This window comes from Streptomyces cirratus, from assembly GCF_014650775.1.
Taxonomy (GTDB): Bacteria; Actinomycetota; Actinomycetes; order Streptomycetales; family Streptomycetaceae; genus Streptomyces; species Streptomyces cirratus.
The window spans coordinates 230,406-256,100 of the sequence record NZ_BMVP01000003.1 but is presented as its reverse complement, the minus strand read 5'-3'; the positions used below and the strand labels follow the sequence as shown (position 1 = coordinate 256,100).

Genomic DNA, 25,695 nt, shown 5'->3' with positions numbered 1-25,695 from the left:
TTCTAGCGAGGTAGCGGCACGCTGACGGCTTTGGAAGGACCAAGCATGCTCACACAGGCGCCACTCCACGACGTGGCCACACGACTTGCCGAGGACATCCGCCGCAAGGTCATCGAGATGAGCGCCTCGCCCAACGGCGTGCACATCGGCGGCAGCATGTCGATCGCGGACCTCTTGGCCGTCCTCTACGGCGAGGTGCTGCGCCGGCCGGCCGGTGAAGGACCGTCGGCGGAACGCGACTACCTGATCCTGAGCAAGGGGCAGGCCTCCGCGGGCCTTTACGCGGCGCTCGCCTCAACGGGCGTGATACCGGAGGCGGAGTGCGCGACGTACGCCGAGGAGGGCAGCCGGCTGGGCGGCCACCCGATGAAGCGCCTTCCCGGCGTGGACTTCTCCACGGGCGCGCTCGGGCACGGACTCTCACTGGGCCTGGGCGTCGCCCTCGCCGAACGCCGCTACGGGCACGACGGCCGCGCCTTCGTGATCCTCGGCGACGGGGAACTCCAGGAAGGCTCCAATTGGGAGGCGGCCATGGCGGCGTCCCACCTCGGCGCCGACAACCTGACCGCGATCGTGGACCGCAACAAGTGGCAGATCAGCGGCCGGACCGAGGACACCATGTCCCTCGAACCGCTGGCCGACAAGTGGCTCAGCTTCGGCTGGCGCGTGCTCTCCATCGACGGACACGACCACGACCAGATCAGGCAGGCCCTCCAGGGCCCGGTGGAACCGGGCCGGCCGACGGCCGTCATCGCCCACACCGTCAAGGCGCGCGGGGTGCCGGGCCTGGAGGACACCAAGAAGAGCCACTCGGCGACCCTCGACCAGGACGCACGCCTGCTGGCCCTCGCGGCCTTGGACGGTGAGCGCGCATGAGCACGGACATCGCCACCGAACGCTCCGTCGCGGAGGTCTTCGACCACGTCTGGGAGCACCGCTCCACCATCCAGAGCCGCGACGCCTACGCCATGATGCTGCTCGCCCTCGGACGGGAGAACCCGCTCCTGGCGTGCCTGGCCACCGACATGGACTACGAGGACCACTTCGCGAAGGAACTGCCGCGCCAGTACGTGGACCTCGGCATCGCCGAACAGAACATGGTCGGCGTCGCCGCCGGGATGACCGTGGTCGCCCGGCCCGTGTTCGCCAACGGCATGAGCCCCTTCGCCGTCGCCCGCGCCTACGAACAGATCAAGATCGACGTGGCAGGCGCCAACCTGCCGGTCAAGATCGTGGGAACGCACGCGGGACTCGCCTCGGGCCACTACGGCCCCACCCACCACTCGCTCGAGGACATCGGCGTCACCCGCATGCTGCCGAACATGACGGTGGTCGCCCCGGCCGACGCGTGGGAGACCGTACAGGCCACGGTGGCCCTGGCCGCCGACCCCGGCCCCGCGTACATGCGGCTGGGGCGCCTGGCCACGCCGACCCTGTTCGAGGAGCGCACCGAATTCGTCCTGGGCAAGGCACGCGTGATGCGCGAGCCCGGCCGGGTGCTGTTCATCGCCACCGGCCCCTACCCGAACCTGGTCGCGGCGCGAGCCGCCCGGGAACTCGCCGAGCAGGGCGTGAGTGCCGGGCACCTGAACATGCACACGGTCAAACCCCTGGACCGGGAGGCGATCCTCGACGCCAGTGCCCACGCCGAAGTCATCGTCACCATCGAGGACCACCGCGCCGTGGGCGGCCTCGGCGGAGCCGTCTGCGAGGTCATCGCCGAGATCGCGGGCCCGCCGGTGCGCCGGATCGGCGTGCCCGACATCCACTACGACCTCGTCGGAGGGGAGCAGTACCTGCTGAACCACGCCGGGATCAACGTGACCAACGCCCTCGCCCAGGCACTGGACGTCGTGGCATGACCACCGGAGGTTCCCCCCTCGCGGCCCCACCGCCGGCCGGGCGTCCCGTGCTCGCCGTCCTGGCCGGCGCCGCGTTCATCGCGGCCTCCGCGCCCATGGTCCGGCTCGCCGACACCACCGCGGGCATGGCGGCCTTCTTCCGCTGCGCCGTGGCCGTGCCCGTGCTGTGGGCCCTGATGACCGCCGACCGCAGGCGCGCCCACCGCAGCCCGCTCGCGCGCCGGGCACGTTGGCTGGCCCGTCTCGCGGGTGTGGCCCTCGCATGTGACCTGGTGCTCTGGAGCCACACCATCGACGCCGTCGGCGCGGGACTCGCCACGGTCCTCGGCAACCTGCAGGTGCTGTTCGTCGCACTGTTCGCCTGGACCGTACTGGGGGAGCGGCCGGCCAGGTCCCTGCTGGCAGCCCTCCCGCTCATGCTGGCGGGCGTCGTACTCATCGCCGGGGTGTTCGGGAGCAGCACCTACGGCAGCAGCCCCGGGCTCGGGGTGCTCTTCGGAATCGGTACCTCCGTCTTCTACGCCGGCTACATCCTGATCCTGCGCGCCGCCGGACGGAACACGGCGCCGGGCGGGGACGTGGGCGTCATCGCCCCGCTCTACGAGGCGACGCTCGGCGCCGCCGTCGGCGCGGCGGTGCTGTCCGTGGCCATCGGCGACGTCCGGCTCCCGTCGCCCTGGCCCACCCTGGGCTGGCTGGTCCTGCTCGCCCTGTCCTCGCAAGTGGTCGGCTGGCTGCTGATCTCCCGCTCGCTGACCGCGCTGCCGGCCGCCCTGACCAGCACCCTGCTGCTCGTCCAGCCCGTCGGCGCGGTCGTGCTCGGAGCCGTCGTCTTCGGCGAGGACCCCTCCGTCGAGCAACTCTGCGGAGTCGGCGTCCTGCTCGCCGGAGTCCTCGTCGCCACCGCGGGCAGGGGCGGGGCCGCCACCCGCCGGGCCCGGACGGCGCGGACCACCCGCAGCGCAAGCCCCCCGCTCCAGGCCGCCTCGACCACGACCTCGTAGGGAAGGCACCGACCGCGGTGTGCGTGCCGCGTGCGGGGCCCGGTCGCCGGGGTGCGGCGACCGGGCCCCGCGGTACGCCCGGCTACAGGTAGGGGCGGGTGATCAACTCGATCGCGTGGCCGGCGGGGTCCTTGAAGTACACACCCCGGCCGCCGTGCTCGGTGTTGGTCTCGTGCGGGCGGCGCATCTGGGGATCGGCCCAGTGCTCGATGCCGCGGTCACGGAGCCGCTGGTACGCCCGGTCGAACAGCTCGTCGTCGATCAGGAACGCGTAGTGCTGCATCTGGATCTCAACCGGCGGCTCCGCGAACTGGAGCAGTACGCCGTCGGGGAGCTGGATGTTGGTGAACGGCCCCCAGGACGGTGCTTCCGGCAGTTCCAGCAACTCCCGGAAGAAGCGGGCCGACTCGCCCCGGTCCTTGGCGGCGATGATGGTGTGGTTGAACGTGACTGTCATTCGGGTTCGACCTCGGTGTGTTCGGCACGAATACGGAAAAGGGACGCCTAGTGCACGAGCACTGGGGGGTCCGCGTGCCGAACTGTGGGGGTGCCTTCGTCGCACCCACGGAGGGATCAGCCCTCCACCGGGTAACCAATCCGTGCGTGGCGCATTGCCGGTCCGGTGTTCACATCGGCGATCTTACGTGGACCAACGCGCCCGCGGCAACCGGCTTTTGCCGCTCATGCCGAGCCGACCCCCGCCGTTCGCGGGCAGTTCGTTCTCGAAGTCGCACGCCGCGAGGGCCCGGTATCCGCTGCTCCACAGCGTCCTGAGCACGGTGGCGACGGCCTCGACCACGTCTTCGGCGGTCGTCGCGGAGGGCGCCTCGCAGTCGGTGGTCACCTCCCATCGGAGGAAGGGCGCGACCGGGTCGCCGCCGATGTCCGACGCGTAACCGTTGTGGCCGACGTGCAGCAGCACGGACCCCGCGCGCAGGACGTGCGCGTCGACCGGGCCGTCGGCCAGGTGGGCGAGGGCCTCGATCACCGCCTCCGGGTCGGGCGCGTCGACGTAGATCGAACAGTCCTCGTACGAGGGTCTCCCGGCGGCTTCCACCGACACCGCTGTCACCCGGTCCTGTCCGAGAGGCGTTCGCGGACCGCCGGGCGGTCGACGCCCAGGTGCTCCATCAGCTCCGCCGCGGGGTCCGGCCGCTCGCAGGCGAGGAGTGCGAGCAGCAGGTGCTCCGGCCCGAGGCGCCGGCCGCCGGTCTTCCTCACCTCCACGAGGGCGCGCGGCAGGACCGAGCGGGCGCCGGAGGTGAAGGGCGTGCGTTTGCGCGAGGCGGGGACGGGCGGCCGCTCGATCCCCTGGACGTCGATCCCGATCGCGGCCAGCGCGGAGCGGTCCAGCCCCTCGAGGGCGGCCCGCGCGTCGTCGAGGCCGACGCCGAGGCACCGGACCGCCGGCGAGCCGGGCTCGTGGAGGAGGCCCAGGAGGAGGTGTTCGGTCCCGATGCGGCGGTCGCCGCGCAGCCGGGCTTCTTCCAGTGCGCAGGTGACGGCTGTGCGGGCACCCGTTGCGAACTTCTCGAACACCGTCGTCTCACTTCCCGTGTTTGGCGTGTGCGGACTGCCGGGACACGCCGAGGGCGTCCCCGATCTGTTCCCAGGACCACCCCTGCTGCCTGGCGCGCGCCACCGCCGCGGCCTCGACCTGCTCCGCCAGCCGGTGCAGCGCGCCCACCGCGCGCAGTCCCACGGCGGGGTCGTGCGACCTGAGACGTTCTGACAGATCTCCGGTTTCCATACCTGTCAGTCTGGGCTGACAGGCGCCACGCTGTCAACCCAGGCTGACATCCTCACGGGTGCATGCGCGCGCCCTTGAGCACCTTGTCCACGGCGTTGCGCGGGCCGTAGACGGCCATCCCCACCAGGTCGAGCGTGCCCGTCCCCACGGCCCGGACGGCCGCCCGGTTGTCGCGGTCGTTGCCCGTGCGGAAGAGGTCCGACGTGAACACGGCAGTCGGCAGCGCACGGGAGAGGGCACGGCCGTGCGCGGCGGTCAGGGTCTCCTTCGCCGCCTCGAAGACCATCACAGGCTGGCGGAACATCGGCAGGTAGGCGGTGTCGTCGGCGTCCGCGTACGGCTCGCCGATCACCTCCGGTGAAGCCGTGCCGAGCCCGCTGACCAGGAACGCGGTCACGTTCAGCCGCTGCCAGGTCTCAAGGTCGTCCCGCAGTACCACGGCGATCTTGGTGTCGAAGCGGACGGGGGCCAGCGCATCGTCCGCGCCGTCGGTCTCGTTCTCGGTTCTCATGCTCCGAGACTGGCGGGTGGGCGCCTTCCCGGTCTTGTACGTTCCTTGCATGACCGCTCGGCAGGAGACCTCGGCCTGGCGCCCACCGGTGGCGGGTGTCCTGGAGGTCTTCCACGCCCACTTCACCGCGCACGCCTACCCCATGCACGTCCACGACGCCTGGACCCTGCTGATCGTCGACGACGGCGCGGTCCGCTACGACCTCGACCGCCACCAGCGGGCCACCCCGTCCGACACCGTCAGCCTCCTCCCGCCGCAGGTCCCGCACAACGGCTCACCCGCCACCACCGGCGGCTTCCGCAAACGTGTGCTCTACCTCGACATGACCCACCTCGACGCGAGCTTCATCGGGCCCGCGGTCGACGGCCCGGACCTCGCCGACCCCCTCCTGCGCAGCCGCGTCGGACAACTGCACACCGTCCTCGCCCACCCGGGCGACGAGTTCGAGGCCGAGAGCCGCCTGGCCCTCATCGGTGACCGGCTGCGCGCCCACCTGCGCCCCAGGCTCCCGCGCGGCCCGCGACCGGACCACGGCATCGCCCGGACGCTGCGCGACCTCCTCGACGAACGGCTCCTCCAACCCCTCACCCTGGACGAGGCCGCGCGCCTCCTCCACGCCCACCCCACGCACCTCGTACGCGCGTTCAGCAACGCCTTCGGCATCGCACCGCACCAGTACGTGACGTCCCGCCGCATCGACCTGGCCCGCCGGCTGCTGCTCGACGGGCAACCGCCGGGTGAGGTGGCCACCGACGCCGGGTTCTACGACCAGTCGCACCTCACCCGGCACTTCAAGCGCATCGTGGGCACCACTCCGGGCCGGTACGCCCGGCTCACAGGTCCGCCGTCCGGCGGCCCCGCGGTGCCGGTGTGACGTCGGCCAGGACCCGCAGGGCGTCGGCTGCGGCGGAGCCGACGGGTGCGCTGTAGATCATCAGGGTCATGTCGGGGTCGTCGGGCGCGCGCATGGCCACGTAGTCCAGGGAGAGTTCCCCGACGCGGGGGTGGGCGAACCGCTTGCGGCCCCGGGTCTTGCCGAAGACGGTGTGGTCCTCCCACAGACGGCGGAAGTCGGCGCTCCCGAGCGTCAGTTCACCGACCAGCGCGGCCAGTCGCGGGTCATCGGGGTGACGTCCTGCGTCGAGACGGAGGTTGGAGACGGTGTCACGGGCCTTGGCCTCCCATTCTGGGTAGAGGTCCTTGGCGGCACGGTCGAGGAAGACGAGGCGGGCCATGTTGCGCCCGTCCGGCGGCAGGGCGGGGAAGTCGGCGATCAGGGTGCGGGCCAGGTCGTTCCAGGCGAGCACGTCGAGTCGCCGCCCGATGAGGTAGGCGGGGACGGTGACCAGCGCGTCCAGGGCCTGGCGCAGTTCCGGGCCGATCTGCTGGGCGCGGTCGGGCTGCCGACCCGTTCTGCCGGGCTTGGCGAGGTTGTGGAGGTGGCCGCGCTCGTCGGAGTCCAGGCCGAGCGCGTCGGCGACGGCGTCGAGGACGGCGGGGGAGACGTTGCGGGCCCGGCCCTGTTCCAGACGGGTGTAGTAGTCGACGCTCACGCCCGCCAGCAGGGCGAGTTCCTCACGGCGCAGGCCCGGCACGCGCCGCCGGCCGCCGAAGCCGCCCCGCCCGGCGGCGTCCGGACTGAGGCGGGCACGGCGGGACTTGAGGAACTCGGTGAGCTGGTGTGCACGATCCATGCCCCCAGTGTCCGCCACGGCCCGCCGTGCCTGGTTCCGGCAGACCCAGGCACGGCGGACCCGGGTCGAACGGAGCTATGGATGCGGTCCGCCCGGGCGCACAGGATGGACACCGTCCACCTCCGCGCCAGATGCACTGGAGCCCCTCATGCCGAACACGCTCGTGATCATCGCCCGCTTCACCGCCAAGCCGGGCCGGGAGGGGCGTCTGCGCGACGAGCTGCACGCGATGATCGAACCCTCCCTGGCGGAGGAGGGCTGCCTGGGCTACGAGCCCTACGCCGACCCCCACCGCCCCGACCGCATGGTCATCGTCGAGGAGTGGGCCGACCCCGCCGCCCTCGACCACCACTTCTCCTTGCCGCACTTCCGGCACGTCGCCGAGGTCCTGGACGAGATCCTCGCCGAACCGTTCACCCTGCGCCGTCTGGGCGAGGTCCCGGCCTGACCCTTGTCGCCCGGGGCAGGGGGGTCAGTCCTCCGGGTGGACGTTGCCGTCCTCGTCGAGGGTGAGGTGGATGCGGGCCGGGTCCTGGGTGTTGACGTCCGACGGGCGCGGACCCTCCGGGCCGTCGGGGCCCCAGCGCAGGAGACGGCGGGTACGGACGATCTGGTAGACGGTGTCCCGGAACTCCAGCCGGTTGACGCGCCCGGCCGCCCGGAGGGTGCCGGCGGCCTCGGCGTACTCGGCCAGTTCCGCGGCCACCGCCGAAGTCGCCGTCCCGCCCGCCGCGAAGGTACGGGCGTCGGCGGCCGGGTCGGTGTCCGGAGGGATGAGCCCGTGCATCCGCGGCCACGCCCACGTCAGGGCGAAGTCCAGGGACCGGCGGGCTTCGTGCGCCGTCGCGTACGGGCCGCTGACCGCCTTCCAGCCCTTCGCGGTCCGCTCCACGACCTCGAACGTCGCCGGGAGCAGCACCACGTCCGGGTGGGTCTCCAGCGCCCGCACCGAATCCGCGCGCACGTCCTCGGGGAACCGCTCACCGGCGTAGCACAGGCCGCGCAGCGCGAGCTGCTCCACCGCCTGCGTCGGGGTGACCGGCGCCCGAGGGTCCACGACCAGGCCCTCGTCCACCGCCGGGCCCTTGGCGGTGCGGTCCCAGTCGGGCACGGGCGGCTCCGGATCGGTCGGACGCGGCCCTTCCATGCCGTCCGGGCCCGAACCCCCGTACTCCTCCGCGCGCACGACCCGGTAGCGGGTCCCGGCCACGTCGAGCTCGTCCACCCGCTCGGTCTCCAGCCGGGCGACCGCCGCCAGCAGTGCGCGACGCTCCGCCCGGTCCTCGGCGCCGTCCTTCGCCCGGAACCACAGCTGAGAGTTCAGCGAGTCGCGCGCCAGCTGCGGGCAGCCGGCCGTCACCGCGACCACCACCCGCCACCGCCGGCCGTCCCCGGCCTCCTGCGCCGCCACCCCGAACAGGGGCCCGCGCACCATCACATCGCCCGCGCGCGCCACGGCGTCGACCGCGTCGGCCTCCATCGCCGCCTCGACCGGTTCCACCGGAACCCGCACCACCATCGGCCATGACCCGCCCGGTCCCGCATCACCGTGATCCATGCACCCATCCTGGCGGCCACCGCACGGCGCCACCCCGGATTCGCCGACATCCCCACCCGCACGGGGAGCGGCGAATCCCCGTCACGGCGGGCGGGCCCGGCAGGTGATCCCCCGTCGTGCAACCGGTATCGCAGGCGGCTACGCCTGCGGCAGCGATCCGCCCCGCACGGCCTGGATGTCCAGCTCCACCCGCAGCGTCGCGCCGATGGCGGCGATCCCGGCCTGCACGACCTGGTTGTAGTTCATCGCGAAGTCCTCGCGGCGGAGTTCGGCGGTCGCGCGGAACGCGGCGCGCGTGCCGCCCCAGGGATCGCCGCCCGTGCCCAGGTAGGCCAGGTCCAGGTCGACGGGGCGTACGACACCGCGCAGGGTCAGGTCGCCGTGCACCGTCCAGCGGTCGGAACCGGCCGGGGACAGACCCGTCGAGCGGTACGTGATCTCCGGATGCGCCGCCACGTTCAGGAAGTCGGCCGATTTGAGGTGCCCGTCGCGCATGCCGTTGCCCGTGTCGATGGAGGCCGCCTCGATCACCGCTTCCACCCGGGACGCGGACACCTCCCGCGGGTCGATCTCGATCCGGCCCGCGAACCCGGTGAACCGGCCGTGCACGCTGGAGATCCCCAGGTGCTGGGCGACGGCGGCCACCGACGAGTGCGCCGGGTCGATCGTCCACGGCCCGGGCGTCGGCAGCTCCGAGCCCCCCTGCCGGGCGAGGACCACGCTGCCGACGTCGGCGCGCCCGCTCGCGGTGACGATGGTGCTCGACGCGGCGGGCGCGTAACCGACCGCGGTGACTATGACGGTGTACGCGCCCGGCGCGAGCGCGGTCGCGTCGCGCACGGCGCCCTCGCCGTCCGCCTCGGCGCGGACGACCTGCGCGCCCGTCATGTCCGTCACCGTGACGACCGCGTGCGACACGGCCCATCCGTCGCGCGTGCGGATCCGTGCGGTGAGTCCCATCCCGTTTTCTCCCTGCCGAAGCATCTCAAGTCAGCCGAAAAGAGGACCGGCCCCGGGGCGCCCCGCTTCGGGACGCGCCCCAGGGGCCGGTGCCGGTCTACTCGCCGGGGTGGGCGAGCTCGATGTCGTGACCGTCGACGCCCTGACCGCTCACGGTCAGCGCCGTGGCCACCGGCGGGTAACCCGTCGCGATGACGGTGTACTCACCGCCGTCCAGGTCCGTGAAGGCGTACGCGCCGTCCGCGCCGGTCCGCGCGGTGCCGACCACGTTGCCCGCGGCGTCGACCAGCGTGACCCGGGCGTCACCGAGCGGTCCGCCCGGCGCCCGTACGACGCCCTGGACCTGTGCGCCCGAGCTCAGCTCGACCTCGACCCGGGTGACGCCCGCCCCGCCGACCTCGACGTGCAGGGCCTTCGGGCGGCGCCCGGGGGCGTTCACGGCGATGGTCACCGAGCCGGGTACCAGCTCGGCGAAGCCGAACTCGCCCTGCGCCCCGGTGGTCGCGGTGGCCAGCACGTCGCCGCGCACATCGGTCACGATGACCATGGCGCCGCCGACCGGAGCCCCGGTCTCGGCGGACCGTACGACGCCGCTCAGGCCGCTCGTCCCGCTCAGGAGGATGTCGTAGGAGACCGGCTCACCGTTCACGACGACCGTCGACGCCTGCGGCTGGAACCCGTCGGCGGCCGCGATCAGTACGTACGAGCCGCTGCCCGGCGCGTCGACGGCGTACGAGCCGTCGTCCTCGGCGACCGACCGGCCGAGCTGACGGCCCGCGAGCGAGATCAATGTGACCGCAGCCCGCGGCACGGGCGTGCTCTCGGCGCCGCGTACGTACCCGCGCACCGGAACACCGTCCGGCAGTGGAGCGGACCCCGCGTCATCAGCCGGGGCGACGGCCGCCGACTGCCGCGGCACGTACGGGGCGGCGGGCTCGGCAGGGCTCTCGGCGGCGCCTTCCGCGCCGGCCTCCGCGCCCTGTCCGGCGTTCGTGGCCGCGGCGCCCTGTGCGTCCTGGGAGGCCTGTGCCAGACCGCCCGACGTCCGCAGCGGGACCTCCTTGATGAAGATCGTCACGAGGAAGGCGACCAGAGCCAGCGGCGCGGCGATCAGGAACACGTCCGCGATGCCGTGGCCGTACGCGCTCTCCATCACGGTGCGCAGCGGGCCGGGCAGGCTGTTCATGTCCGGGATGCTGCTGCCGGAGCCCGACTGCGCCGCGGCGGCGGCGTACTTCGGGTCGAGGCCGGCGAGGCCGTCCTCGGCGTAGTGGGTGATCCGGTTGGCCATGATCGCGCCGAGCGCGGAGACACCGATCGCACCGCCGAGGGAACGGAAGAACGTCACCGTGGAGCTGGCCGATCCGAGGTCGGACGGCGCCACCTGGTTCTGCGTGCACAGCACCAGGTTCTGCATCATCATGCCGATGCCCAGGCCCAGCAGCGCCATGAAGATCGCGATGTGCCAGTACGCCGTGTCGTAGCGGATCGTGCCGAGCAGTCCGAGGCCGGCCGTCACCAGCACGCCACCGCACAGCAGCCATGCCTTCCAGCGGCCGGTCTTGGTGATGACCTGCCCCGAGACGGTGGAGGAGACGAACAGTCCGGCGATCATCGGGATCGTCATCACGCCCGACATGGTCGGGGACTTGTCGCGGGCCAGCTGGAAGTACTGGCTGAAGAACACGGTGCCGGTGAACATCGCGACGCCGACGAAGAGGGAGGCGATGGACGACAGCGCGATGGTGCGGTTGCGGAACAGCCTCAGCGGGATGATCGGCTCGCTCGCCCTGGACTCGACGAGGACGAACAGCGCGCCGAGGACGATCGAGCCCCCGACCATCGCGTACGTCTGCCAGGACAGCCAGTCGTACTTGTCACCGGCGAACGTGACCCAGAGCAGGAGGAGCGACACCGCGGCGGAGATGAAGAACGCGCCGCCCCAGTCGACCTTGACCTCGCGCTTGACGACGGGGAGGTGGAGGGTCTTCTGGAGCACGATCAGCGCGATGACGGCGAACGGGACTCCGACGTAGAAGCACCAGCGCCAGCCCAGCCAGTCGGTGTCGGTGATGACGCCGCCCAGCAGCGGGCCGCCGACGGTGGCGACTGCAAAGGTGGCGCCGAGGTAACCGCTGTAGCGGCCGCGCTCGCGCGGGGAGATCATCGCCGCCATCACGATCTGGGCGAGGGCGGACAGACCGCCGACGCCGATGCCCTGGACCACCCGGCAGGCGATGAGCATGCCGGCGTTCTGAGACATGCCGGCCACGGCCGAGCCCAGTACGTAGATGACCAGGGCTATCTGGACCAGGGCCTTCTTGCTGTACAGGTCGGACAGCTTGCCCCACAGGGGGGTGGCCGCCGTCATGGACAGCAGGGCGGCCGTGACGACCCAGGTGTAGGCGGACTGGCCGCCGCCGAGGTCGCCGATGATGTGGGGGAGGGCGTTGGAGACGATCGTGGACGACAGGATCGCGACGAACATGCCGAGCAGCAGACCGGAGAGCGCCTCCATGATCTGCCGGTGCGTCATCGGCGCGTCGTCGTGGCCGCCGCCTCCGTGCTTGGCGTGAGAGGCCCGCACACCGGGGGGTGTGGTCGTTGCCATGGGCTTCCTTACGTCTGTGCGGGTGTACGGGTGGTCTAGGGGCATTTCGTTGCTCTAGGCAACCGTAGAAGTAGTTGGTTGCCCCACGCAAATCAGATCGGAGGTATCACCCTAAAGTCTTCGCAAAGGCAAGTGCCGGGGACCGTAAACCCGCAGATGAGCACGGGTGACCGGCCCGTCGCCTTGTCTGCCCGACGACACCATCGCCCCCCGGGTCCTGCGGACGGCGGAGGCGGCTTCGTCCACGGACCAGTAGCGCGCACGGCCGCGGCCCCCGGCTCCCAGCGGCGGCTGGGAACCGGGGGCCGGGAGCCGGTGGGCCCGTCAGCAGTGGCCGACGCTGGTCTGGCCGGCCACCAGGGACGAGTGGACGTAGCCGGTCCCCACGTAGCTGGAGACGCGGAACCACCGGTTCGAGGCGTAGTTCGAGCTCGGCGGGTACACCCACTGGCTGTCGGTCCAGCACAGCATCGTGACGCCCGTCCCGTTGGACAGGTAGCCGAGCGAACCGCACCCGGTGTTGGCGCAGGTGCGCTCGTTCGCCCCGCCGCTGTTGGACGAGATGTAGCTGCCGGCCGCGTCGGCGCCGCCGGCGCCGGCGATCAGACCGGTCAGGGCGACGGCGGCCGCGGCTGCGGCCAGTCCGGCCCGGGACCGCAGGGTGGTGGTCGTCATGCGCATCGTCGTTCTCCTCGGAAGACTCGCGGTGGTGTGCGGCGCCCCGGCGGATCCGGCGGCGCTCCACCAGAGAGCCATCCCGACCGTGCCGGGCGGAAGGAGAGAACCGCAGGTCGACCAGGCCCGTACGGCGGTCCGTACAACTCCGTACAGCACCGCTCCCCATCGCCGGCCGGCCCCCGCACGCCACCGGCCCGTTCACCGGCAGGGCGGCGCGTAGGGCAGGCCGGGGACGAGCTGGGCCCACTCCTGGGCGGTGATGGCCGTCCCCGCACGCTCGCACAGCCTCCGGGCGATCTCCTCCTCGTCGCGCGACCACAGCAGAGCGGCCGGGCCGGCGCCGCCCGCCGCGAGGGAGCGGCCGTCCGGGCTGTAGGCCACCGCGTACGCCTTCCCGCCCAGGCCGCTCAGCACGGTACGGGGCCGTGGCCGCCGCGGATCACCGGTGTCCCACAGCCATACGGTGCCGTCCGTACTGGCGGCGGCGAGCGTGCCGCCCTCCGGGCTGAACGACAGGGCGTACACGTAGCTGCTCGGCCCGGTCAGCGTCGGCCCGGCAGTGCGCGGCCGGTCCCCGCCCACGTCCCACAGCCACACGTCCCGGTCCGCGGTACCGGCCGCCAGGAGTCGGCTGTCGGGGCTGAACGCGACGGACATGACGTAGCTGCCCGGCCCGCGCAGGGTGGACTCCAGCACCGGGCGGCCACCGCCCGGCGGCAGCCGCCACAGCAGCACCTGCTTGTCGACCGTGCCGGCGGCGAGCCGCCGCCCGTCCGGGCTGAACGCCACCGAATAGACGTAGTTCGTCGGCTCCGGCAGTTCGGCCCAGAGCTGCGGGTGCGCCGGGTCCGCCGTGTTCCAGACGCGTACGGTGCGCCCCTCGCTGCCCACGGCCAGAATCCGGCCCGTCCGGTCGAAGGCCGCGGACTGAATGGTTCCGGCGCCCCCGGTCAGAGGCTCTCCGTAGGGCACGGCACGGTCGGGGCGGGAGAGGTCCCACAGCCAGAGCCTGCCTTCCCGGCCGCCCACCGCGAGGGTGCGGCCGTCCGGGGTGAAGGAGACCGTCGCGGAGTACCCCGTGGGATTCGTCAGGGGAGGCCCGACGGGGCGCGGGGTCCAGGGATCGGAGACGTCCCACAGCTGTACGTCACGGCCCGCGACGGCGAGCAGCTTCCCGTCCGGCGCGTATCCGATCGCGTTGACCGTGCCCTGGAAGCCGCGCAGCGGGCGGGGAGGCAACTGCCACAGGCGCACCGTCCCGTCCGCGGCGCCCGACACCAGCTGCCGTCCGCCGGGATGGAACGAGAGCGAGGTCACCGGCCCCGGGTGCGGGAACACCCCGGCGAGGACGCGCGTCCGCGCGTCGTACAAGCGCACCTGGTTGTCCGCGCTGCCGGTCGCCAGCCACTGTCCGTCAGGGCTGTGGGCGACCGCGTTGACGTAGCTGGCGGGGCCGTCGGGAGCGCCCGGGGCCCCGCCGATCACCGCGGGCGGGCCGGCGTCGGCGCCCGGTGCGGGTACCTCCCACACCCGCGTGGACCGGTCCTGGCTCCCGGCGGCGAGGCGCACGCCGTCGGCGGTGAAGGCCAGCCCGAACACCGGACCGGCCGCTCCGGTCAGCGGCTGCCCGTACGCGAGCGGCCGGGCGGGATCGGAGAGGTCCCACAGGCGTACGGAGCCGTCCGCGCCCCCCGCCGCCAGCAGGGCCGGTCCGGGGCCGGGCCGGAACACGACCGTGTGCACCGCCCCGGTGAAGCCGGTGATCCGCAGACCGGCGGCGGACGGGCGGGAATCCGCGGAGGGGCCGGAACCGGCGGACGGGCCGGAACCCGCGGAGGGGCCGGAAGCCGCGTCCGTACGCCCGGCCGTGACCGCCGGGTCCGGCCACAGGTACACGCCGCCGTCGGCGCCCGCCGCGGCCAGCGTCTTGCCGTCCGGCGCGAAAGCCACCCCGTACACCGCCGAATCCGGCCCCTTGAACGACCGGACCCCGGCCGCCGCCGGATCGGCACCCGACGGCTCCCACACCCGTACGGTCCCGTCCCCCGACCCGGCCGCGAGCCGTCGGCCGTCCGGACTGAAGGCGAGCGCGTAGACGGTGTCGGCGAACGTGACCGGCGCCGTGCCCAGCGGCCGCGGCCGCTGCGGATCGCGCAGGTCCCACAGCGCGACCTGGTGGTCCAGGCCACCCGCCGCGAGGGTATGCCCGTCGGGGCTGAGGGCCACCGCCTGCACCACCCCGCGGAACGCGAGGATCCGGGTCACGGCCGGCAGCGCCGAGGCGTCCATCAGAGCCTCCCGGGCCTCGGCCGTGGGAGCCGTACGGTAGGCCACCAGGGCGAGTTGCGCGGACAGCGCGAGGTCGCTGCCCCGCAGCCGTTCGGCGCGCGCCGCCACCAGCCGGGACAGCGCGACGGCCTGCTGTCTCTCCGCGTCCCGGCGCTGGACCACGGCGACACCGGTGAGCAGGCCCGAGAGGACGACCAGCAGCGAGAGCAGGACGAGGAGCCGGCGCAGCCGCCGGGCTCCGCGCCGTTCGCGCCGGACGCGTACCTCCTCCGCCAGCTTGCTCGCGCCGAGGAACTCGCTCTCCCGCGCGTCGAGTTCCGGGGCGTGTCCGCCGTCACGGGCCCAACCGGAAGTCACGGCCAGGCGGGTGCCCCGGTAGAGCAGCGAGGGATCGCGGCCGTGCGCGAGCCAGCGGTCGGCGTCACGGGCCAGGTCCTGCCGGACGATCTGTCCGGCCCGGTCGGTGTCGATCCAGCCGCGCAGCCGCGGCCAAGCGGTGAGCAGCGCCTCGTGGGTGATCCTGGCTCCGTCACCGTCCAGCGTCACCAGGCGGCGGTCTACGAAGCGTTCCAGCACCGCGTACACCTGTCCGGCCCGGTCGGGGTCCCCGGTGGGCGGGGGCAGCGGCAGCAGCCGGCGCGCGTCGGGCACGCCGTCCCCCACCGCGACCATCCGCAGGAACAGCTGTCGCGCCAGTACGCACTCGGCCTCCGACAGTTCCGCGTAGACCTCTTCGGCCGTCTCGGAGACGGCCGCGGACATCCCACCGCCCTCCCGGTAGTCGGCGATGGTCAAGGCGGTGCCGCGCCCGCGCTCCCAGGTCGACAGCAACGCGTGCGACAGCAGGGGCAGGGCCCCGGGGCCGGAGTCCCGCAGGTCGGCGAGGAGGACGTCGATGAACCCTTCGTCCAGGACGAGGCCGGCCTTGGCGGCGGGCCCGCCGACGGCGGCGCGGATCTCGTCCTCGCTGAGCGCCCCCACGACGGTCTGGCCCTTCTGCAGGGCTGCCGCGAGGGGGCGCTCGGCGAGGGCCTGGCTGTAGAAGTCGGCGCGCAGGCACCCCGTCACGCGCACGTCGGTGGAGGGGAGGGCCGCCAGGCACCGCAGGAACCGCTCCCGTTCGGCCGGGTCGGGACACGCGGTGAACACCTCTTCCAGCTGGTCGACCGCCACCAGGACGCGTACGCCGTCCCGCTCGGCCAACGACTTTACGCAGGCCGCCAGTGCGAGTGGTTCGTGCGCGATGTCCCCGCTCTCCCGCCGGGCCTCCCACTCCACGGACACGGCGGATGCCAGCGCCCGCATGGGGTCGCGGCCGGGAACGAGCAGCAGCGGTGTGAACCCGTGCTCGCCCCGCAGGGCGGGCAGCACCCCGGCCCGCAGAAGGGAGGACTTCCCGGACCCGCTGGCCCCGACCAGCAGTTGGGGTACGCCGGCCCCCTCGGAGAGGATCCGGTCCACGACGACCGCCCGCAGCCGCTCCCGGCCGAAGAACCAGTCGGCGTGGCGTTCCTCGAAGCCCGCGAGCCCCCGGTAGGGCGACGCGCCTCCCGCGACGCGCAGGACCCGCGACCGGCGCAGCTCGGCGAGCCGTTCCAGCCAGCGCTCGATTTCGGCCGCGTCGGTCACCCCGCAGACGTGCAGTACCCGGCGGAACAGGGGGAGCGAGCCGATCGACGGCAGGTTCTGTCCGGCGAACCAGCCGCCGATGGTGCTGTGGGCGCCCGGTGCGCCGACGCGTGCGGCGACGGCGCGGACGGTGAGGTCGGCCTTCTCCCGCAGGCGGGTCAGCTCGGCCGCGAACTCCCCTCGGGATAAGGGTGGTTGGGGCTGGAACGGGGTGGGGTCCATGGGGCCTCCGTGGTCCGGTTCCGCTACGGCGGTGATGCGGTGGACCACCCTTCCCCCGGCCATCCGGCCGCGTGGCCGGAACCTCTCGATCCGGTCCCTTTCTACGTCGTCCCAGAGGCCATTTCCGGCCACTCCCCACCGCCTCCACACCCTCACCCGTCCCGTCGCTCCCCGGGCTCCCGGCCGGATCGAGTCCCTGCTCGGGACGCTGACCGCCGCAGTGCCCGAGGCGCCGCGCCGGGCTGCCACCCGCCCCGGCCTGTGCGAGGCTGGAAGAGCCGACCGGCCGGCTGGACCGAACGACTCCGGCAGAGTTTGGACCCCCGCCATGTCCCCATGTCCTTTCCGCTCTTCGCACGGCATGCCGGCGGCGCTCGCCAGTGTGTCCCTCGCCGTCCTGTTGACGGCTGCTCCCGGCGCCCTCGCGCAGCCCGCCCCGCACGCCCCTCCTTCCGCGGCGGTGACCCGCATCCAGGCCGCGACGCTGTCGATACCGGCCATCGGCCTTTCCGGGTTGTCCGTTGTCCCGTACCAGGGGAGCCCCGACGACGCCCCGGGTACGGCGATCCAGGACCAAGGCCTCGCCGCCAGCCCCTACGGTCCCGGCGGCGGCGTCGGCCCCGGCGACGTGGGCAACTACATCGTCACGGGCCACCGCATCGCGGGCGGCGGGCCGCTGAACGCCCTGCCGTCGCTGCCCGAGGGTGCGTCCGTCTTCGTCACCGCGGGCGGCGTGACGTACGAGTACGCCATCGGTACCACCCGGACGACGTCCTTCCGCTCACCGTCCTCCATGGCGGAGCAGCGCGCCGCGGTCCCCGGCTCCAGCGGCGCGGCGCCGAGCCGCGCGATGATCACCGTGTCCACCTGCCTCACGCCGGAGGACGACGCCGCGGGCAACACCTGGCGGGACGCGCACAACAACCCAGAGCACCGCATCGACAAGGTCGGCGTCCTCGTCGGGACCAGCCCCTGACGTCCGTGCCTCCGTCCCGTCACACTCCCGTGCGGCGGTTCGTCAGTGAGGCGATGAATCGGTACGACCCCCGCCGGACCGGCGAGCGTGCGACTCGGCGCTCCGGCACGGCGGCCGGCCGCCCGACGAACGGGCAGGACGACGATCCTCACCGTCGCCGCCGGCAGTGCCCCGAAGGTCATCCTCTGGCCGCGGGCCGCCGCCGCGGGGCAGTCGGCCGGTGCGCCGGCGGCTCCTGCCCTCGCCCCGGTCTTCCTCGAATCGGACGACCTGAGGGCGGACTTCGAGGCCCTCCGGGCCCGTGGTGTGACCTTTGAGCAAGCCGCACCGGAGGACTACCCCTCCGGAGTCCGCATAGAGGCCGGGGACCCGGACGGAAACCGCCTCGCGCTGCGCCGGCGCGGCCGGGCCGGCCGTGCGCGTTTGTTCTAGAACCGGGGGAGGCGCAGTCCCAGGATGAGGGAGTCCCGGCGAGTGCCGGGTGACCCGTTCGAAGGGACCCACTTCATGTTCGTCAAGCGCAGCGCAGCGGTCGCTCTCGCCGCCGCGGCCGTATGCGGATCCTTCCTCCTCGCCGCACCCGCGCAGGCCGCCTCCCCGGCCCCGGACGCCACGGCCCGGTACGCCCGGTTCGAGGGCCGCACCGTGGACCTCTCCGGCGACTGGGGCGACGCCAAGGTCTGCATGGTGTGGCAGACGCGCGGCGCGGTGGAGTGCTTCCGCACGGCCGCCCAGCAGGAGGCGCGCGAGAAGCAGTTACGGGCCACCGCCTCCACGCAGCAGGTCAAGGCCGCCTGTTCCACGCCGCTCGACCTCTACCAGTACACCGGCAAGGGCGGTCGCGACCTCAAGTTCTACGACCGCGGCTACTGGCAGAACCTGTCCGCGTACAGCTTCGACAACTCGACCTCCTCCTACTGGACCGGCGCGTGCACGGCGCACCTCGCCGAGAATGCGAACGGAGGCGGCTACTGGTACCCGGGCAACACCGGCCCCAACCACCAGGAGGACTCCATGCGCAGCGGCTGGGACAACCGGGTCAGCTCCATCAAGATCGACTGATCCGCTCCGCGCCCGTCACCGCCCGGGCAGGACGACGCTGGTCACCTGACCGGTCACGCGGTCGGGCCCCGGGGGACCCGGCAGCGCGGTGCGGCGCTCGGAGAGGAACCGGCGCGGTGAACGCCCGCTCATCGCCCTGAACTCGCGGTTCATGTGCGACTGGTCGCTGAATCCACAGGCGGCCGCGACTTCCGCGAGCGGTCGTCCGCCGCCGTTGACGAGCCGCAGCGCGTGCTGGAAGCGCAGCACGCGTGCGGCCGTCTTGGGGGTGAGGCCCACCTGTTCCCGGAACAGGTACTCCACTCGCCGCACGCTCCAGCCGGTCCGCCGCGCAAGGGCGCCCACGTGCAGGGAGCCCCGGCTGCGCACCAGCTCCCACCAGGCCTCGCGGAGCGCCTGCGACGGGCCGGTGCCCGCCCGTGCGGCCCACCCGAGCAGGGCGGCGTCCAGCAGCCCGAAGCGGTCGGCCCAGCCGGCGCCGGCGTGCAGCGCCTCGGCGAGCAGATCGGCCCGGCGGCCGAGTACGTCGGCCGGTTCGGCCATCGTGTCGGCCAGGTCGCTCATCGGGACACCGAGCAGGCCGAAGGCGGCCCACGGGGCGAGCAGCACCTCCACGCCCTCCACCCGGCCCGCGTGTTCACCGACCGTGGGCCGGCTCTGGAGGCCGGCGAGCAACGCGGTGTAGGGGCGGGCCCTCGCGTCGCTCCGGGTGCCGAGGGTCACCCAGACGGGTCCGGCCAGGTTGAACACCAGCGAGGCGCAGGCGTCCGGCACCTCCAGCCTCCGACGGCCGTGTGCCAGGTCCATCCGGTAACCCCGGTATCCCCGCACCCCCGGCCGGAGCAGGGGATGGGGGAGGGCGCGCAGGACGTCCCAGGTGCCGTGCGGGCAGGAGTCGCGGAGAACGGGCCGGGGCGGGGCGGACAGGTGGGGCGGCATGTCACGCTTCCTTCTGGGCTCGCCACCCGGCGGTCTGCTCCGGGCGGGGGAAAGGTGCGGTACGCGCGCTGCCGCCCACGCTGTCACCCGCCCGCGGCCCAGGGCAAGACGGCGTCCGGCCATCCACCGGCCGCCCCGACGCCGGAGCCCCGGCCGCCGCGCACCGCGGTGGCCGGGGCTCGCGGCTGTCCGAGCCGGGCGGCCGGTTACTTCGGGGTGACCCAGACCTGGCGTTTGTTGGTGTTCGCCGTGTAGAGCTGGACGGCGGTGCCGTTGGCGGTGGACCCGCCGGTCACGTCGAGTACCTTGCCCGAGGCCACGTGGACGATCTGGCCCTTGGCGTTGACGGACCAGCGCTGAGCCGCCGTGCCGTTGCAGTCGTGGAGGCTGATCTTGTCGCCGTTGGCGCCGGCGTTGCGCGCGTCGTCCAGGCACTTGCCCAGCGCGCGCAGCGTTCCGTCCTTGCCCAGGATCCACGACTGCGCCGCGGACCCGTTGCAGGTGTAGAGCTGGATCTGCGTGCCGTTGGCCGCCTTCCCGCCCTTGACGTCCAGGCACTTGGAGCCGATGCCGGTCACCTTGCCCTGCGGCGACAGCACGGCGCCGGCTCCGGAGGCGAGCAGCCGCAGGCCCTGGACGTCGAACTGCTGGACGTAGGTGCCGGCGCGCTTGTCCTGGTACGCGTAGGCCGGCGAGCACATCACCGGGAACTCGCCGGAGTCGCTCCCCTTGGCGCAGTCGCTCTTGTCCGTGCTGCGGTTGGCGTGGGCCAGACCCAGCGTGTGCCCGAGTTCGTGGCTGATGTGGTTGCGCATGTACGTCTCACCCATGGCGGCCGTGGGCTTGCCGGCCGGGGTGAAGAACTCGTCGTCGATGTAGGCGTGGCCGCTGGTGGCCGTGTCGGGCAGGGAGGAACTGGTGAAGCCGCAGCTGAGGTTCGCCATGCCGGAGCCGTCACGGACCACCTTCCAGCCCGTGTTCCCCATGCTGTCGCCGTCCGGGGGCAGGCACGGGCGGTGGGCGACCCCGATGATCACCTCGCCCCGGGGCCGGAGGTAGTCCCAGCCGACCGGCTTGGTGTCGACGGTCACCGGCAGGTTGGTGATGCGGCGCAGGTCCGCGGCGCTCGCCTGCACGTACGGCGCCAGCCAGTCCGCGGACTTCTGGTCGTAGAACTTGATGGTGTAGCCGGTCTGCAGCCACTTGGTCACGCCGCCCAGTTTCCACCCGTCGCCCTGGAGCGGCGCGGGCGCGGCGGCCACGCCCGACTTCGGCGCGGAGCGGGACGCCGGTGCGCCCAGCGACATGACGCCGCCCTTGAAGGCAGTGGCGTCGCTGCCGTACACGGCGGAGTCCTGTGCGTGGGAGTCGACGTCCTCCACCGCCGGCAGGGCCGCCGGGGAGCTCGCGGCCTCCGGCGCGGGGTCCTCGTCGGACTCGGTTCCGAACGCGCTGGAGGTGAGCTGCATGCTTCCCGCGACCGCGGCGGTGGCCGCCACCGCCGCGAGGATGGATATCCGGTGCTTGCCTGTCAATCGCAAGTGTTCGATGCCTCTCGTCAAGAGCCGCCACCCGCCCCTCTGCGACGGCACGGCCGGCCAGGTGGGTGGCGAGAATCGAACAGATGATAGGCCGGCCCGACGCGATCACCTGCCCCGGGGTGCCCCGCCCCGGACCGTCAAAGCAGGGTGTACGCAGGGCAATTGGCGTCTGTGCCGCCGCGCCTGCCGTCAGCGGGCCCGCACCACGACCGGTCCGCCCCCACGGTCGACCAGGGTCGTCCACCCCGGCGGCACGCGCAGCGACCGCGACGGCGACATCCGGCCCGGAAACCGGCCGCGCCACAGCAGCCGCCCGTCCTGCCCGACCGTCACCACCGGTCCCGTCAGGGGTTCCCCCGACCGCAGGAGCAACGGCTGCTCCGCCAGGCCCGTGACCCGGTTCGGCGTCACCCACACCAGCGGCGCCCGTACGACCAACGGCGGTCCGGCATCGGGCCACGCCGCGCCCGACAGGTGGGCCAGCACCGAGGCCGCCGCGGCGGCGCCTTCCGCGGCGGCGGTGGCTGCGCTCTCGACGCCGTGGAGTGCGTTGCCCACCGCGAAGACCCCCGGCGCCGACGTACGGAACGAGGCGTCCACACAAGGGCCCCGGGTGCCCGGGTCCAGGGTGATGCCGCCGCGGCGGGCCAGCTCGTGGTCGGGGATCCAGTCGCCGGTGAACACCACGGTGTCGCAGACGAGTACGCCCGACCGCCCGTCGGCGTGGTGCAGGGCCACGCCCGACAGGCGGCCCCGGCCGCGCAGTGCGCTCACGGTAGTCGCCGTGAGCAGCGGGATCCCCCGCACGGTGGTGCCGCGCGGGCGTTCGGTGACCACCGCCACCACGTCCGCACCGGCGAGGCGCAGCGTGCGTACCGCGTGCCGCCCCACCGGCTCGGCGCCCACCACCACGGCCCGCCGGCCGACCGACTGCCCGTACAGATGGACGGACTGCTGCAACTCCCCGGTGGTCAGCACCCCCGCCGGACGGGAGCCCGGTACCAGCCGGGCGCTGCGCGGGCGCTCCCGGGCACCCGTGGCCAGCACGACGGCCCGCGCCGTGATCCGCTCCAGGCCCGCCGGGCTCGTGGTGTCCAAGGACAGGGGGCCGGCCCAGCCGGTGGCGGTGACGCCCGTACGGACCGAGGCGCCCGCCCCGACGGCGGCCTCCGTGGCCTGCCGTGCGTACGCCGGTCCCCGCAGCCAGGGGCGCGGCGGCCGTCCGAACCCGCCGTGGTGGCAGTGGCGCGGCACGCCTCCCGCGTCCTGCTCGCGCTCCAGGACCTCGACCCGCCCGGCGCCGGCGCCGGCGAGGCGGGCGGCGAGGGCCAGGCCGGCGGGGCCGGCGCCGACGACCAGGACGTCGACCGTGCGGTTCACCGGCGGCCTTCCTCGAACAGGGCGCGGACGGCGGCGCCGCAATGGAAGCCCTGGCACCGGCCGCCCCGCGCGCGCGTGCGGCGCCGCAGGCCGTCGAGCGAGCCGGGCGGGACGGTTCCCGCGAGCGCGTCGCGGATCTCCCCGCGGGTCACCCGCTCGCAGTGGCAGACGATCCGTCCGTACTCCGGGTCCGCCGCGATCATCCGCGCATCGCGGTACGGCCGCGGGAAGGCCTCGCCCAGGTTCGGCATCCGCACCGGCTCCAGCTCCCGCGCACCCGTGACCGGCAGACCGCCGTCGGCGAGCAGCGCCACCACGTGGGCGGCGATCGCCATCGAGGCGGTCAGGCCCGTCGACCGGATCCCGCCGACGCTCACGTACCGCTGCACGGGGTGCGCCCGGATCGCGTAGTCCTCGCTCCCGGTGGCGGCCCGCAGCCCCGCGTACACGGCGGTGACCTCCTCCTCCAGCAGGGCGGGCAGGATCCGCCGGCCCTTCTCCCGCAGCAGCGCCAGCCCTTCGGCGGTCGATCCGGTCGCGGTCTTGTCGTCCAGGTCCTCGGCGGTCGGCCCGAGCATCACGTTCCCGTACACCGTGGGCGTCACCAGCACGCCCTTGCCGAGTGCGCCCGGTACGGGCAGCAGGATGTGCCGCACGAGACCACGGGCGAGTTCGTCGAAGACGATCAGCTGGCCGCGCCGGGGCGTCACGGTGAAGTCGCCGTGACCGAGGAGCCGGTCGATCTCGTCGGCGTACAGGCCCGCGGCGTTGACGAGGTGGCGGGTGCGCAGCGGCCCCCGGCTGGTGCCGAGCAGGTGCGGGTCGCCCGGGGTGACGGACCGGACGCGGCAGTTGAGGTGGAGGTCGGTGCCGGCGCGGACGGCCTGGGTGGCGTAGGCGAGCGTGGTCGTCCAGGGGCAGATGATCGACTCGCCCGGCACGTCGAGCGCCCCCAGCACGCCGGGGCCGAGCTCCGGTTCCCGGGCCCGCACCTCCTCCGCCGGGATGATCCGCGCCGAGCGGTAGCCGTTGCGTACCGCCTTCTCCGCGAGGCCCGCGAGCGCCCCCAGTTGCTCCTCGTCCCAGGCCACGAGGAGCGCCCCGAGCGGCTCCACCGGGATGCCGGCGTCGGCGGCGTACGCGGCGAGGCGACGCTGTCCCTCCCGGACGAGCCGGGACTCCAGGGTGCCGGGCACCGCGTCGAAACCGGTGTGCAAGACGGCGGTGTTGGCCTTGGACGTGCCGTCGCCGACGTCGTCGCAAGCCTCCACCAGGGCGGTCCGCAAGGGGAGCCGGGCCAGTTCGCGGGCGATGGCGGAGCCCACCACGCCGGCGCCGATCACCGTCACGTCGTACGCCCCGCCGGGCAGGGCCCCACCGGTGGTGACGCTCATGCCGGGCCTTCGAGCAGGGCCGATACCGCCGTGCGGAACCCGGCCCGGCGCTCCGCGGCCCGCCCGGCGCCGGCCCCCGGCTCGTACACCGCGGACGGCTTCCACGCCGGGACGGCCTCCTTGACGCCGAGCGCGGGATCGAGCCCCAGCCGGGCGACCGCACCGACGCCCAGCGCGGTGGCGTCGGGCAGCGCCGACACCTCGACGGGGATCCCGAGCAGGTCCGCCTGGGCCTGCATGAGCAGCGCGGACCGGGTCAGGCCCCCGTCGACGCGCAGGGTGGTCAGCGGCCTGCCCAGGTCGGCGGCGACCGCGTCCGCGAGCTCCGCGACCTGCGCGGCGATACCGTCGCACAGGGCGCGCACCAGGTGCCCGGCGGTGGTGTCGAGGCCGAGTCCGGTGACCGAGCCCCGCAGGTCGCCGCGCCACCACGGGGCGGCGAGCCCGGCGAGCGCGGGGACGAAGGTGACGCCGCCCGCGTCCTGGACGCTGCCGCCGACGGTGTCGATGTCCGCGGCGCCGGAGATCACGCCGAGGTCGGTCAGCCAGCGCACGGCGGAGGCGGCCGTGTACACCTGCCCGTCCAGGCAGTAGCTGGTCCGGCCGGCGAGCCGCCAGGCCACGCAGCCGACGAGCCCGGAGGCGCTTCGGCGGGGGAGCGGGCCGGTCTGGGCGAGCAGGAACGCGCCCGTGCCGTAGGTGCACTTGGCCGTGCCCGGCTCGGTGGCGCTCTGGGCGAGCAGCGCCGCCTGCTGGTCCACGAGCAGCCCGGTCAGCGGCAGCGCGGGCCCGAAGGCGGTGGTGGTGCCGACGCGGGTGTCCGCGTCGACGACCTCCGGGAGCCGTTCGCCCGTGAGGCCGAACGCGTCGAGCGCCGCCGGCGACCAGCCCACCGTGTCGAGGTCGAGCAACTGGGTGCGGCCGGCCGTCGCCGCGTCGGTCACGAACGCGCCGGTGAGGCGGTGCACCAGCCATGCGTCGCTGGTCGTGACGACGCCTTCCCGGGTCAGGTGGCGCCGTATCCAGGCCATCTTGGGAGCGGCGAAATAGGGGTCGAGCGGCAGGCCCGTCGTCTGTCGCAACGACGGCGCGTGCGCCGCGAGTTCCTCGCACAGGGGCTCCGCACGCCGGTCCTGCCAGACGATCGCGTCGGTCAGCGGCTCACCGCTCGCCGGGTCCCAGGCGAGAACGGTCTCGCCCTGGTTGGCCAGTCCCACGGCGACGACCGGCTCACCGGCCGCGGCGAGCGCCGCCCGTCCCGCCCCGACGACCGAGTCCAGCAGCTCGCGGGGGTCGACCTCCACCCGGCCGCCCGGCAGGTACCGGGGCCGTACGGGCGCGGAGCCGGAGCCGATGACCCCGCGTTGCGGACATACGACGAGGGCCTTGGTTCCCGACGTGCCCTGGTCGACAGCGAGCACCGGGCCCGTCATCACCACTCCGTCCCTGGTGCAGGCGAATTCGACCTCGGAAGCCTTCACCAGCGGACGCCGTGCGTCAAGATCCTCCGGACGCCCTTCGAGCGGCACTGACGCAAAGTCATATGCCTTTGGTGGCCGGTTATTTCCGTTCGAACAAGAATCTGGATGCGGGAGGGGCCGGTCGCCCTATAGTGATCGCCGATCAACCGATCCG

Annotated in this window: 24 protein-coding genes; 8 read left to right on the top strand and 16 right to left on the bottom strand. The window is 73.5% G+C overall.

What is annotated here, in order from left to right:
* Positions 1-45: 45 nt before the first annotated feature.
* Genes IE207_RS10760 through IE207_RS10750 form a run of 3 tightly spaced genes read left to right on the top strand, consistent with a single transcriptional unit; the run spans position 46 to position 2,866 of the window.
* Entirely contained in the window at positions 46-876 is an 831-nt protein-coding gene (locus IE207_RS10760; protein WP_190183851.1) for a transketolase, read from the top strand.
* Positions 873-1,862 carry a transketolase family protein gene (locus IE207_RS10755; RefSeq protein WP_190183850.1) on the top strand — a complete coding sequence of 330 codons (990 nt, stop codon included), beginning with the start codon at positions 873-875 and terminating at the stop codon, positions 1,860-1,862. Before IE207_RS10760 ends, IE207_RS10755 begins: the two co-directional genes overlap by 4 nt.
* Complete coding sequence (locus IE207_RS10750; RefSeq protein WP_190183849.1) at positions 1,859-2,866, top strand: DMT family transporter; 1,008 nt, start codon at positions 1,859-1,861, stop codon at positions 2,864-2,866. The genes IE207_RS10755 and IE207_RS10750 overlap by 4 nt, the downstream gene beginning before the upstream one ends.
* A gap of 82 nt (positions 2,867-2,948) precedes the next feature.
* On the opposite strand, the gene IE207_RS10745 is transcribed toward IE207_RS10750, so the two are convergent.
* The 5 genes from IE207_RS10745 to IE207_RS10725 all read right to left on the bottom strand — a co-directional run bounded on the left by IE207_RS10745 (position 2,949) and on the right by IE207_RS10725 (position 5,127).
* Positions 2,949-3,323, bottom strand: coding sequence for a VOC family protein (locus tag IE207_RS10745; RefSeq protein ID WP_190183848.1), 375 nt, complete (start codon positions 3,321-3,323; stop codon positions 2,949-2,951).
* Positions 3,324-3,506: 183 nt separating this feature from the next.
* Complete coding sequence (locus IE207_RS10740) at positions 3,507-3,938, bottom strand: hypothetical protein (protein ID WP_190183847.1); 432 nt, start codon at positions 3,936-3,938, stop codon at positions 3,507-3,509.
* Complete coding sequence (locus IE207_RS10735) at positions 3,935-4,405, bottom strand: Clp protease N-terminal domain-containing protein (protein WP_190183846.1); 471 nt, start codon at positions 4,403-4,405, stop codon at positions 3,935-3,937. The genes IE207_RS10740 and IE207_RS10735 overlap by 4 nt, the downstream gene beginning before the upstream one ends.
* A gap of 7 nt (positions 4,406-4,412) precedes the next feature.
* Complete coding sequence (locus IE207_RS10730) at positions 4,413-4,616, bottom strand: helix-turn-helix domain-containing protein (RefSeq protein WP_190183845.1); 204 nt, start codon at positions 4,614-4,616, stop codon at positions 4,413-4,415.
* A 52-nt stretch (positions 4,617-4,668) separates the two neighbouring features.
* Positions 4,669-5,127 carry a DUF2000 domain-containing protein gene (locus IE207_RS10725; protein ID WP_229873630.1) on the bottom strand — a complete coding sequence of 153 codons (459 nt, stop codon included), beginning with the start codon at positions 5,125-5,127 and terminating at the stop codon, positions 4,669-4,671.
* A 49-nt stretch (positions 5,128-5,176) separates the two neighbouring features.
* On the opposite strand from IE207_RS10725, the gene IE207_RS10720 reads away from it, so the two are divergent.
* Positions 5,177-6,001 carry a helix-turn-helix transcriptional regulator gene (locus IE207_RS10720; RefSeq protein WP_190183843.1) on the top strand — a complete coding sequence of 275 codons (825 nt, stop codon included), beginning with the start codon at positions 5,177-5,179 and terminating at the stop codon, positions 5,999-6,001.
* Here IE207_RS10720 and IE207_RS10715 read toward each other — a convergent pair.
* Positions 5,961-6,821 (bottom strand): helix-turn-helix domain-containing protein, encoded by an 861-nt coding sequence (locus IE207_RS10715; RefSeq protein ID WP_190183842.1) that lies wholly within the window; start codon positions 6,819-6,821, stop codon positions 5,961-5,963. The genes IE207_RS10720 and IE207_RS10715 overlap by 41 nt on opposite strands.
* A 148-nt stretch (positions 6,822-6,969) precedes the next feature.
* Here IE207_RS10715 and IE207_RS10710 point away from each other — a divergent pair, with 148 nt between their 5' ends.
* Complete coding sequence (locus IE207_RS10710; protein WP_190183841.1) at positions 6,970-7,269, top strand: putative quinol monooxygenase; 300 nt, start codon at positions 6,970-6,972, stop codon at positions 7,267-7,269.
* Between the two features lie 24 nt (positions 7,270-7,293).
* Here the strand turns inward: IE207_RS10710 and IE207_RS10705 are convergent, their stop codons facing one another.
* The 5 genes from IE207_RS10705 to IE207_RS10685 form a co-directional block, all read right to left on the bottom strand.
* The gene (locus IE207_RS10705; RefSeq protein ID WP_190183840.1) at positions 7,294-8,379 is read right to left on the bottom strand and encodes a DUF5954 family protein; all 1,086 of its coding nucleotides are present in this window, start codon (positions 8,377-8,379) and stop codon (positions 7,294-7,296) included.
* A gap of 138 nt (positions 8,380-8,517) precedes the next feature.
* The gene (locus IE207_RS10700) at positions 8,518-9,339 is read right to left on the bottom strand and encodes a YceI family protein (RefSeq protein WP_190183839.1); all 822 of its coding nucleotides are present in this window, start codon (positions 9,337-9,339) and stop codon (positions 8,518-8,520) included.
* Positions 9,340-9,436: 97 nt separating this feature from the next.
* Positions 9,437-11,875 (bottom strand): MFS transporter, encoded by a 2,439-nt coding sequence (locus IE207_RS10695; protein WP_506004947.1) that lies wholly within the window; start codon positions 11,873-11,875, stop codon positions 9,437-9,439.
* A gap of 399 nt (positions 11,876-12,274) precedes the next feature.
* The gene (locus IE207_RS10690; RefSeq protein ID WP_190183837.1) at positions 12,275-12,625 is read right to left on the bottom strand and encodes a hypothetical protein; all 351 of its coding nucleotides are present in this window, start codon (positions 12,623-12,625) and stop codon (positions 12,275-12,277) included.
* Between the two features lie 201 nt (positions 12,626-12,826).
* The gene (locus IE207_RS10685; RefSeq protein WP_190183836.1) at positions 12,827-16,768 is read right to left on the bottom strand and encodes an nSTAND1 domain-containing NTPase; all 3,942 of its coding nucleotides are present in this window, start codon (positions 16,766-16,768) and stop codon (positions 12,827-12,829) included.
* A 328-nt stretch (positions 16,769-17,096) separates the two neighbouring features.
* Here IE207_RS10685 and IE207_RS10680 point away from each other — a divergent pair, with 328 nt between their 5' ends.
* The 3 genes from IE207_RS10680 to IE207_RS10670 all read left to right on the top strand — a co-directional run bounded on the left by IE207_RS10680 (position 17,097) and on the right by IE207_RS10670 (position 18,806).
* The gene (locus tag IE207_RS10680) at positions 17,097-17,744 is read left to right on the top strand and encodes a sortase domain-containing protein (RefSeq protein ID WP_190183835.1); all 648 of its coding nucleotides are present in this window, start codon (positions 17,097-17,099) and stop codon (positions 17,742-17,744) included.
* A gap of 87 nt (positions 17,745-17,831) precedes the next feature.
* On the top strand, positions 17,832-18,176 hold the full coding sequence (locus IE207_RS10675) for a VOC family protein (protein WP_190183834.1): 345 nt from the start codon (positions 17,832-17,834) through the stop codon (positions 18,174-18,176).
* A gap of 42 nt (positions 18,177-18,218) precedes the next feature.
* Complete coding sequence (locus IE207_RS10670; protein WP_190183833.1) at positions 18,219-18,806, top strand: hypothetical protein; 588 nt, start codon at positions 18,219-18,221, stop codon at positions 18,804-18,806.
* 15 nt (positions 18,807-18,821) lie between these two features.
* Here IE207_RS10670 and IE207_RS10665 read toward each other — a convergent pair whose 3' ends face one another.
* From IE207_RS10665 to IE207_RS10645, 5 genes are all read right to left on the bottom strand, one after another.
* Complete coding sequence (locus IE207_RS10665; RefSeq protein ID WP_190183832.1) at positions 18,822-19,745, bottom strand: helix-turn-helix domain-containing protein; 924 nt, start codon at positions 19,743-19,745, stop codon at positions 18,822-18,824.
* 206 nt (positions 19,746-19,951) lie between these two features.
* On the bottom strand, positions 19,952-21,280 hold the full coding sequence (locus IE207_RS10660) for a ricin-type beta-trefoil lectin domain protein (protein ID WP_229873629.1): 1,329 nt from the start codon (positions 21,278-21,280) through the stop codon (positions 19,952-19,954).
* Positions 21,281-21,475: 195 nt separating this feature from the next.
* On the bottom strand, positions 21,476-22,666 hold the full coding sequence (locus IE207_RS10655; protein WP_190183831.1) for an NAD(P)/FAD-dependent oxidoreductase: 1,191 nt from the start codon (positions 22,664-22,666) through the stop codon (positions 21,476-21,478).
* Positions 22,663-24,060 (bottom strand): FAD-dependent oxidoreductase, encoded by a 1,398-nt coding sequence (locus IE207_RS10650; RefSeq protein WP_190183830.1) that lies wholly within the window; start codon positions 24,058-24,060, stop codon positions 22,663-22,665. The genes IE207_RS10655 and IE207_RS10650 overlap by 4 nt, the downstream gene beginning before the upstream one ends.
* Positions 24,057-25,493 (bottom strand): FGGY family carbohydrate kinase, encoded by a 1,437-nt coding sequence (locus IE207_RS10645; RefSeq protein ID WP_190184211.1) that lies wholly within the window; start codon positions 25,491-25,493, stop codon positions 24,057-24,059. Before IE207_RS10645 ends, IE207_RS10650 begins: the two co-directional genes overlap by 4 nt.
* Positions 25,494-25,695: the final 202 nt, after the last annotated feature.

Coding starts and splice junctions, on each gene's coding strand:
- IE207_RS10710 (WP_190183841.1), top strand. CDS start 6,970: ATGCCGAACACGCTCGTGATCATCGCCCGCTTCACCGCCAAGCCGGGC.
- IE207_RS10720 (WP_190183843.1), top strand. CDS start 5,177: ATGACCGCTCGGCAGGAGACCTCGGCCTGGCGCCCACCGGTGGCGGGT.
- IE207_RS10730 (WP_190183845.1), bottom strand. CDS start 4,616: ATGGAAACCGGAGATCTGTCAGAACGTCTCAGGTCGCACGACCCCGCC.
- IE207_RS10650 (WP_190183830.1), bottom strand. CDS start 24,060: ATGAGCGTCACCACCGGTGGGGCCCTGCCCGGCGGGGCGTACGACGTG.
- IE207_RS10750 (WP_190183849.1), top strand. CDS start 1,859: ATGACCACCGGAGGTTCCCCCCTCGCGGCCCCACCGCCGGCCGGGCGT.
- IE207_RS10695 (WP_506004947.1), bottom strand. CDS start 11,875: ATGACGCACCGGCAGATCATGGAGGCGCTCTCCGGTCTGCTGCTCGGC.
- IE207_RS10700 (WP_190183839.1), bottom strand. CDS start 9,339: ATGGGACTCACCGCACGGATCCGCACGCGCGACGGATGGGCCGTGTCG.
- IE207_RS10685 (WP_190183836.1), bottom strand. CDS start 16,768: ATGGACCCCACCCCGTTCCAGCCCCAACCACCCTTATCCCGAGGGGAG.
- IE207_RS10725 (WP_229873630.1), bottom strand. CDS start 5,127: ATGAGAACCGAGAACGAGACCGACGGCGCGGACGATGCGCTGGCCCCC.
- IE207_RS10665 (WP_190183832.1), bottom strand. CDS start 19,745: ATGCCGCCCCACCTGTCCGCCCCGCCCCGGCCCGTTCTCCGCGACTCC.
- IE207_RS10680 (WP_190183835.1), top strand. CDS start 17,097: ATGTCCCCATGTCCTTTCCGCTCTTCGCACGGCATGCCGGCGGCGCTC.
- IE207_RS10690 (WP_190183837.1), bottom strand. CDS start 12,625: ATGACGACCACCACCCTGCGGTCCCGGGCCGGACTGGCCGCAGCCGCG.
- IE207_RS10755 (WP_190183850.1), top strand. CDS start 873: ATGAGCACGGACATCGCCACCGAACGCTCCGTCGCGGAGGTCTTCGAC.
- IE207_RS10705 (WP_190183840.1), bottom strand. CDS start 8,379: ATGGATCACGGTGATGCGGGACCGGGCGGGTCATGGCCGATGGTGGTG.
- IE207_RS10760 (WP_190183851.1), top strand. CDS start 46: ATGCTCACACAGGCGCCACTCCACGACGTGGCCACACGACTTGCCGAG.
- IE207_RS10745 (WP_190183848.1), bottom strand. CDS start 3,323: ATGACAGTCACGTTCAACCACACCATCATCGCCGCCAAGGACCGGGGC.
- IE207_RS10645 (WP_190184211.1), bottom strand. CDS start 25,493: ATGACGGGCCCGGTGCTCGCTGTCGACCAGGGCACGTCGGGAACCAAG.
- IE207_RS10715 (WP_190183842.1), bottom strand. CDS start 6,821: ATGGATCGTGCACACCAGCTCACCGAGTTCCTCAAGTCCCGCCGTGCC.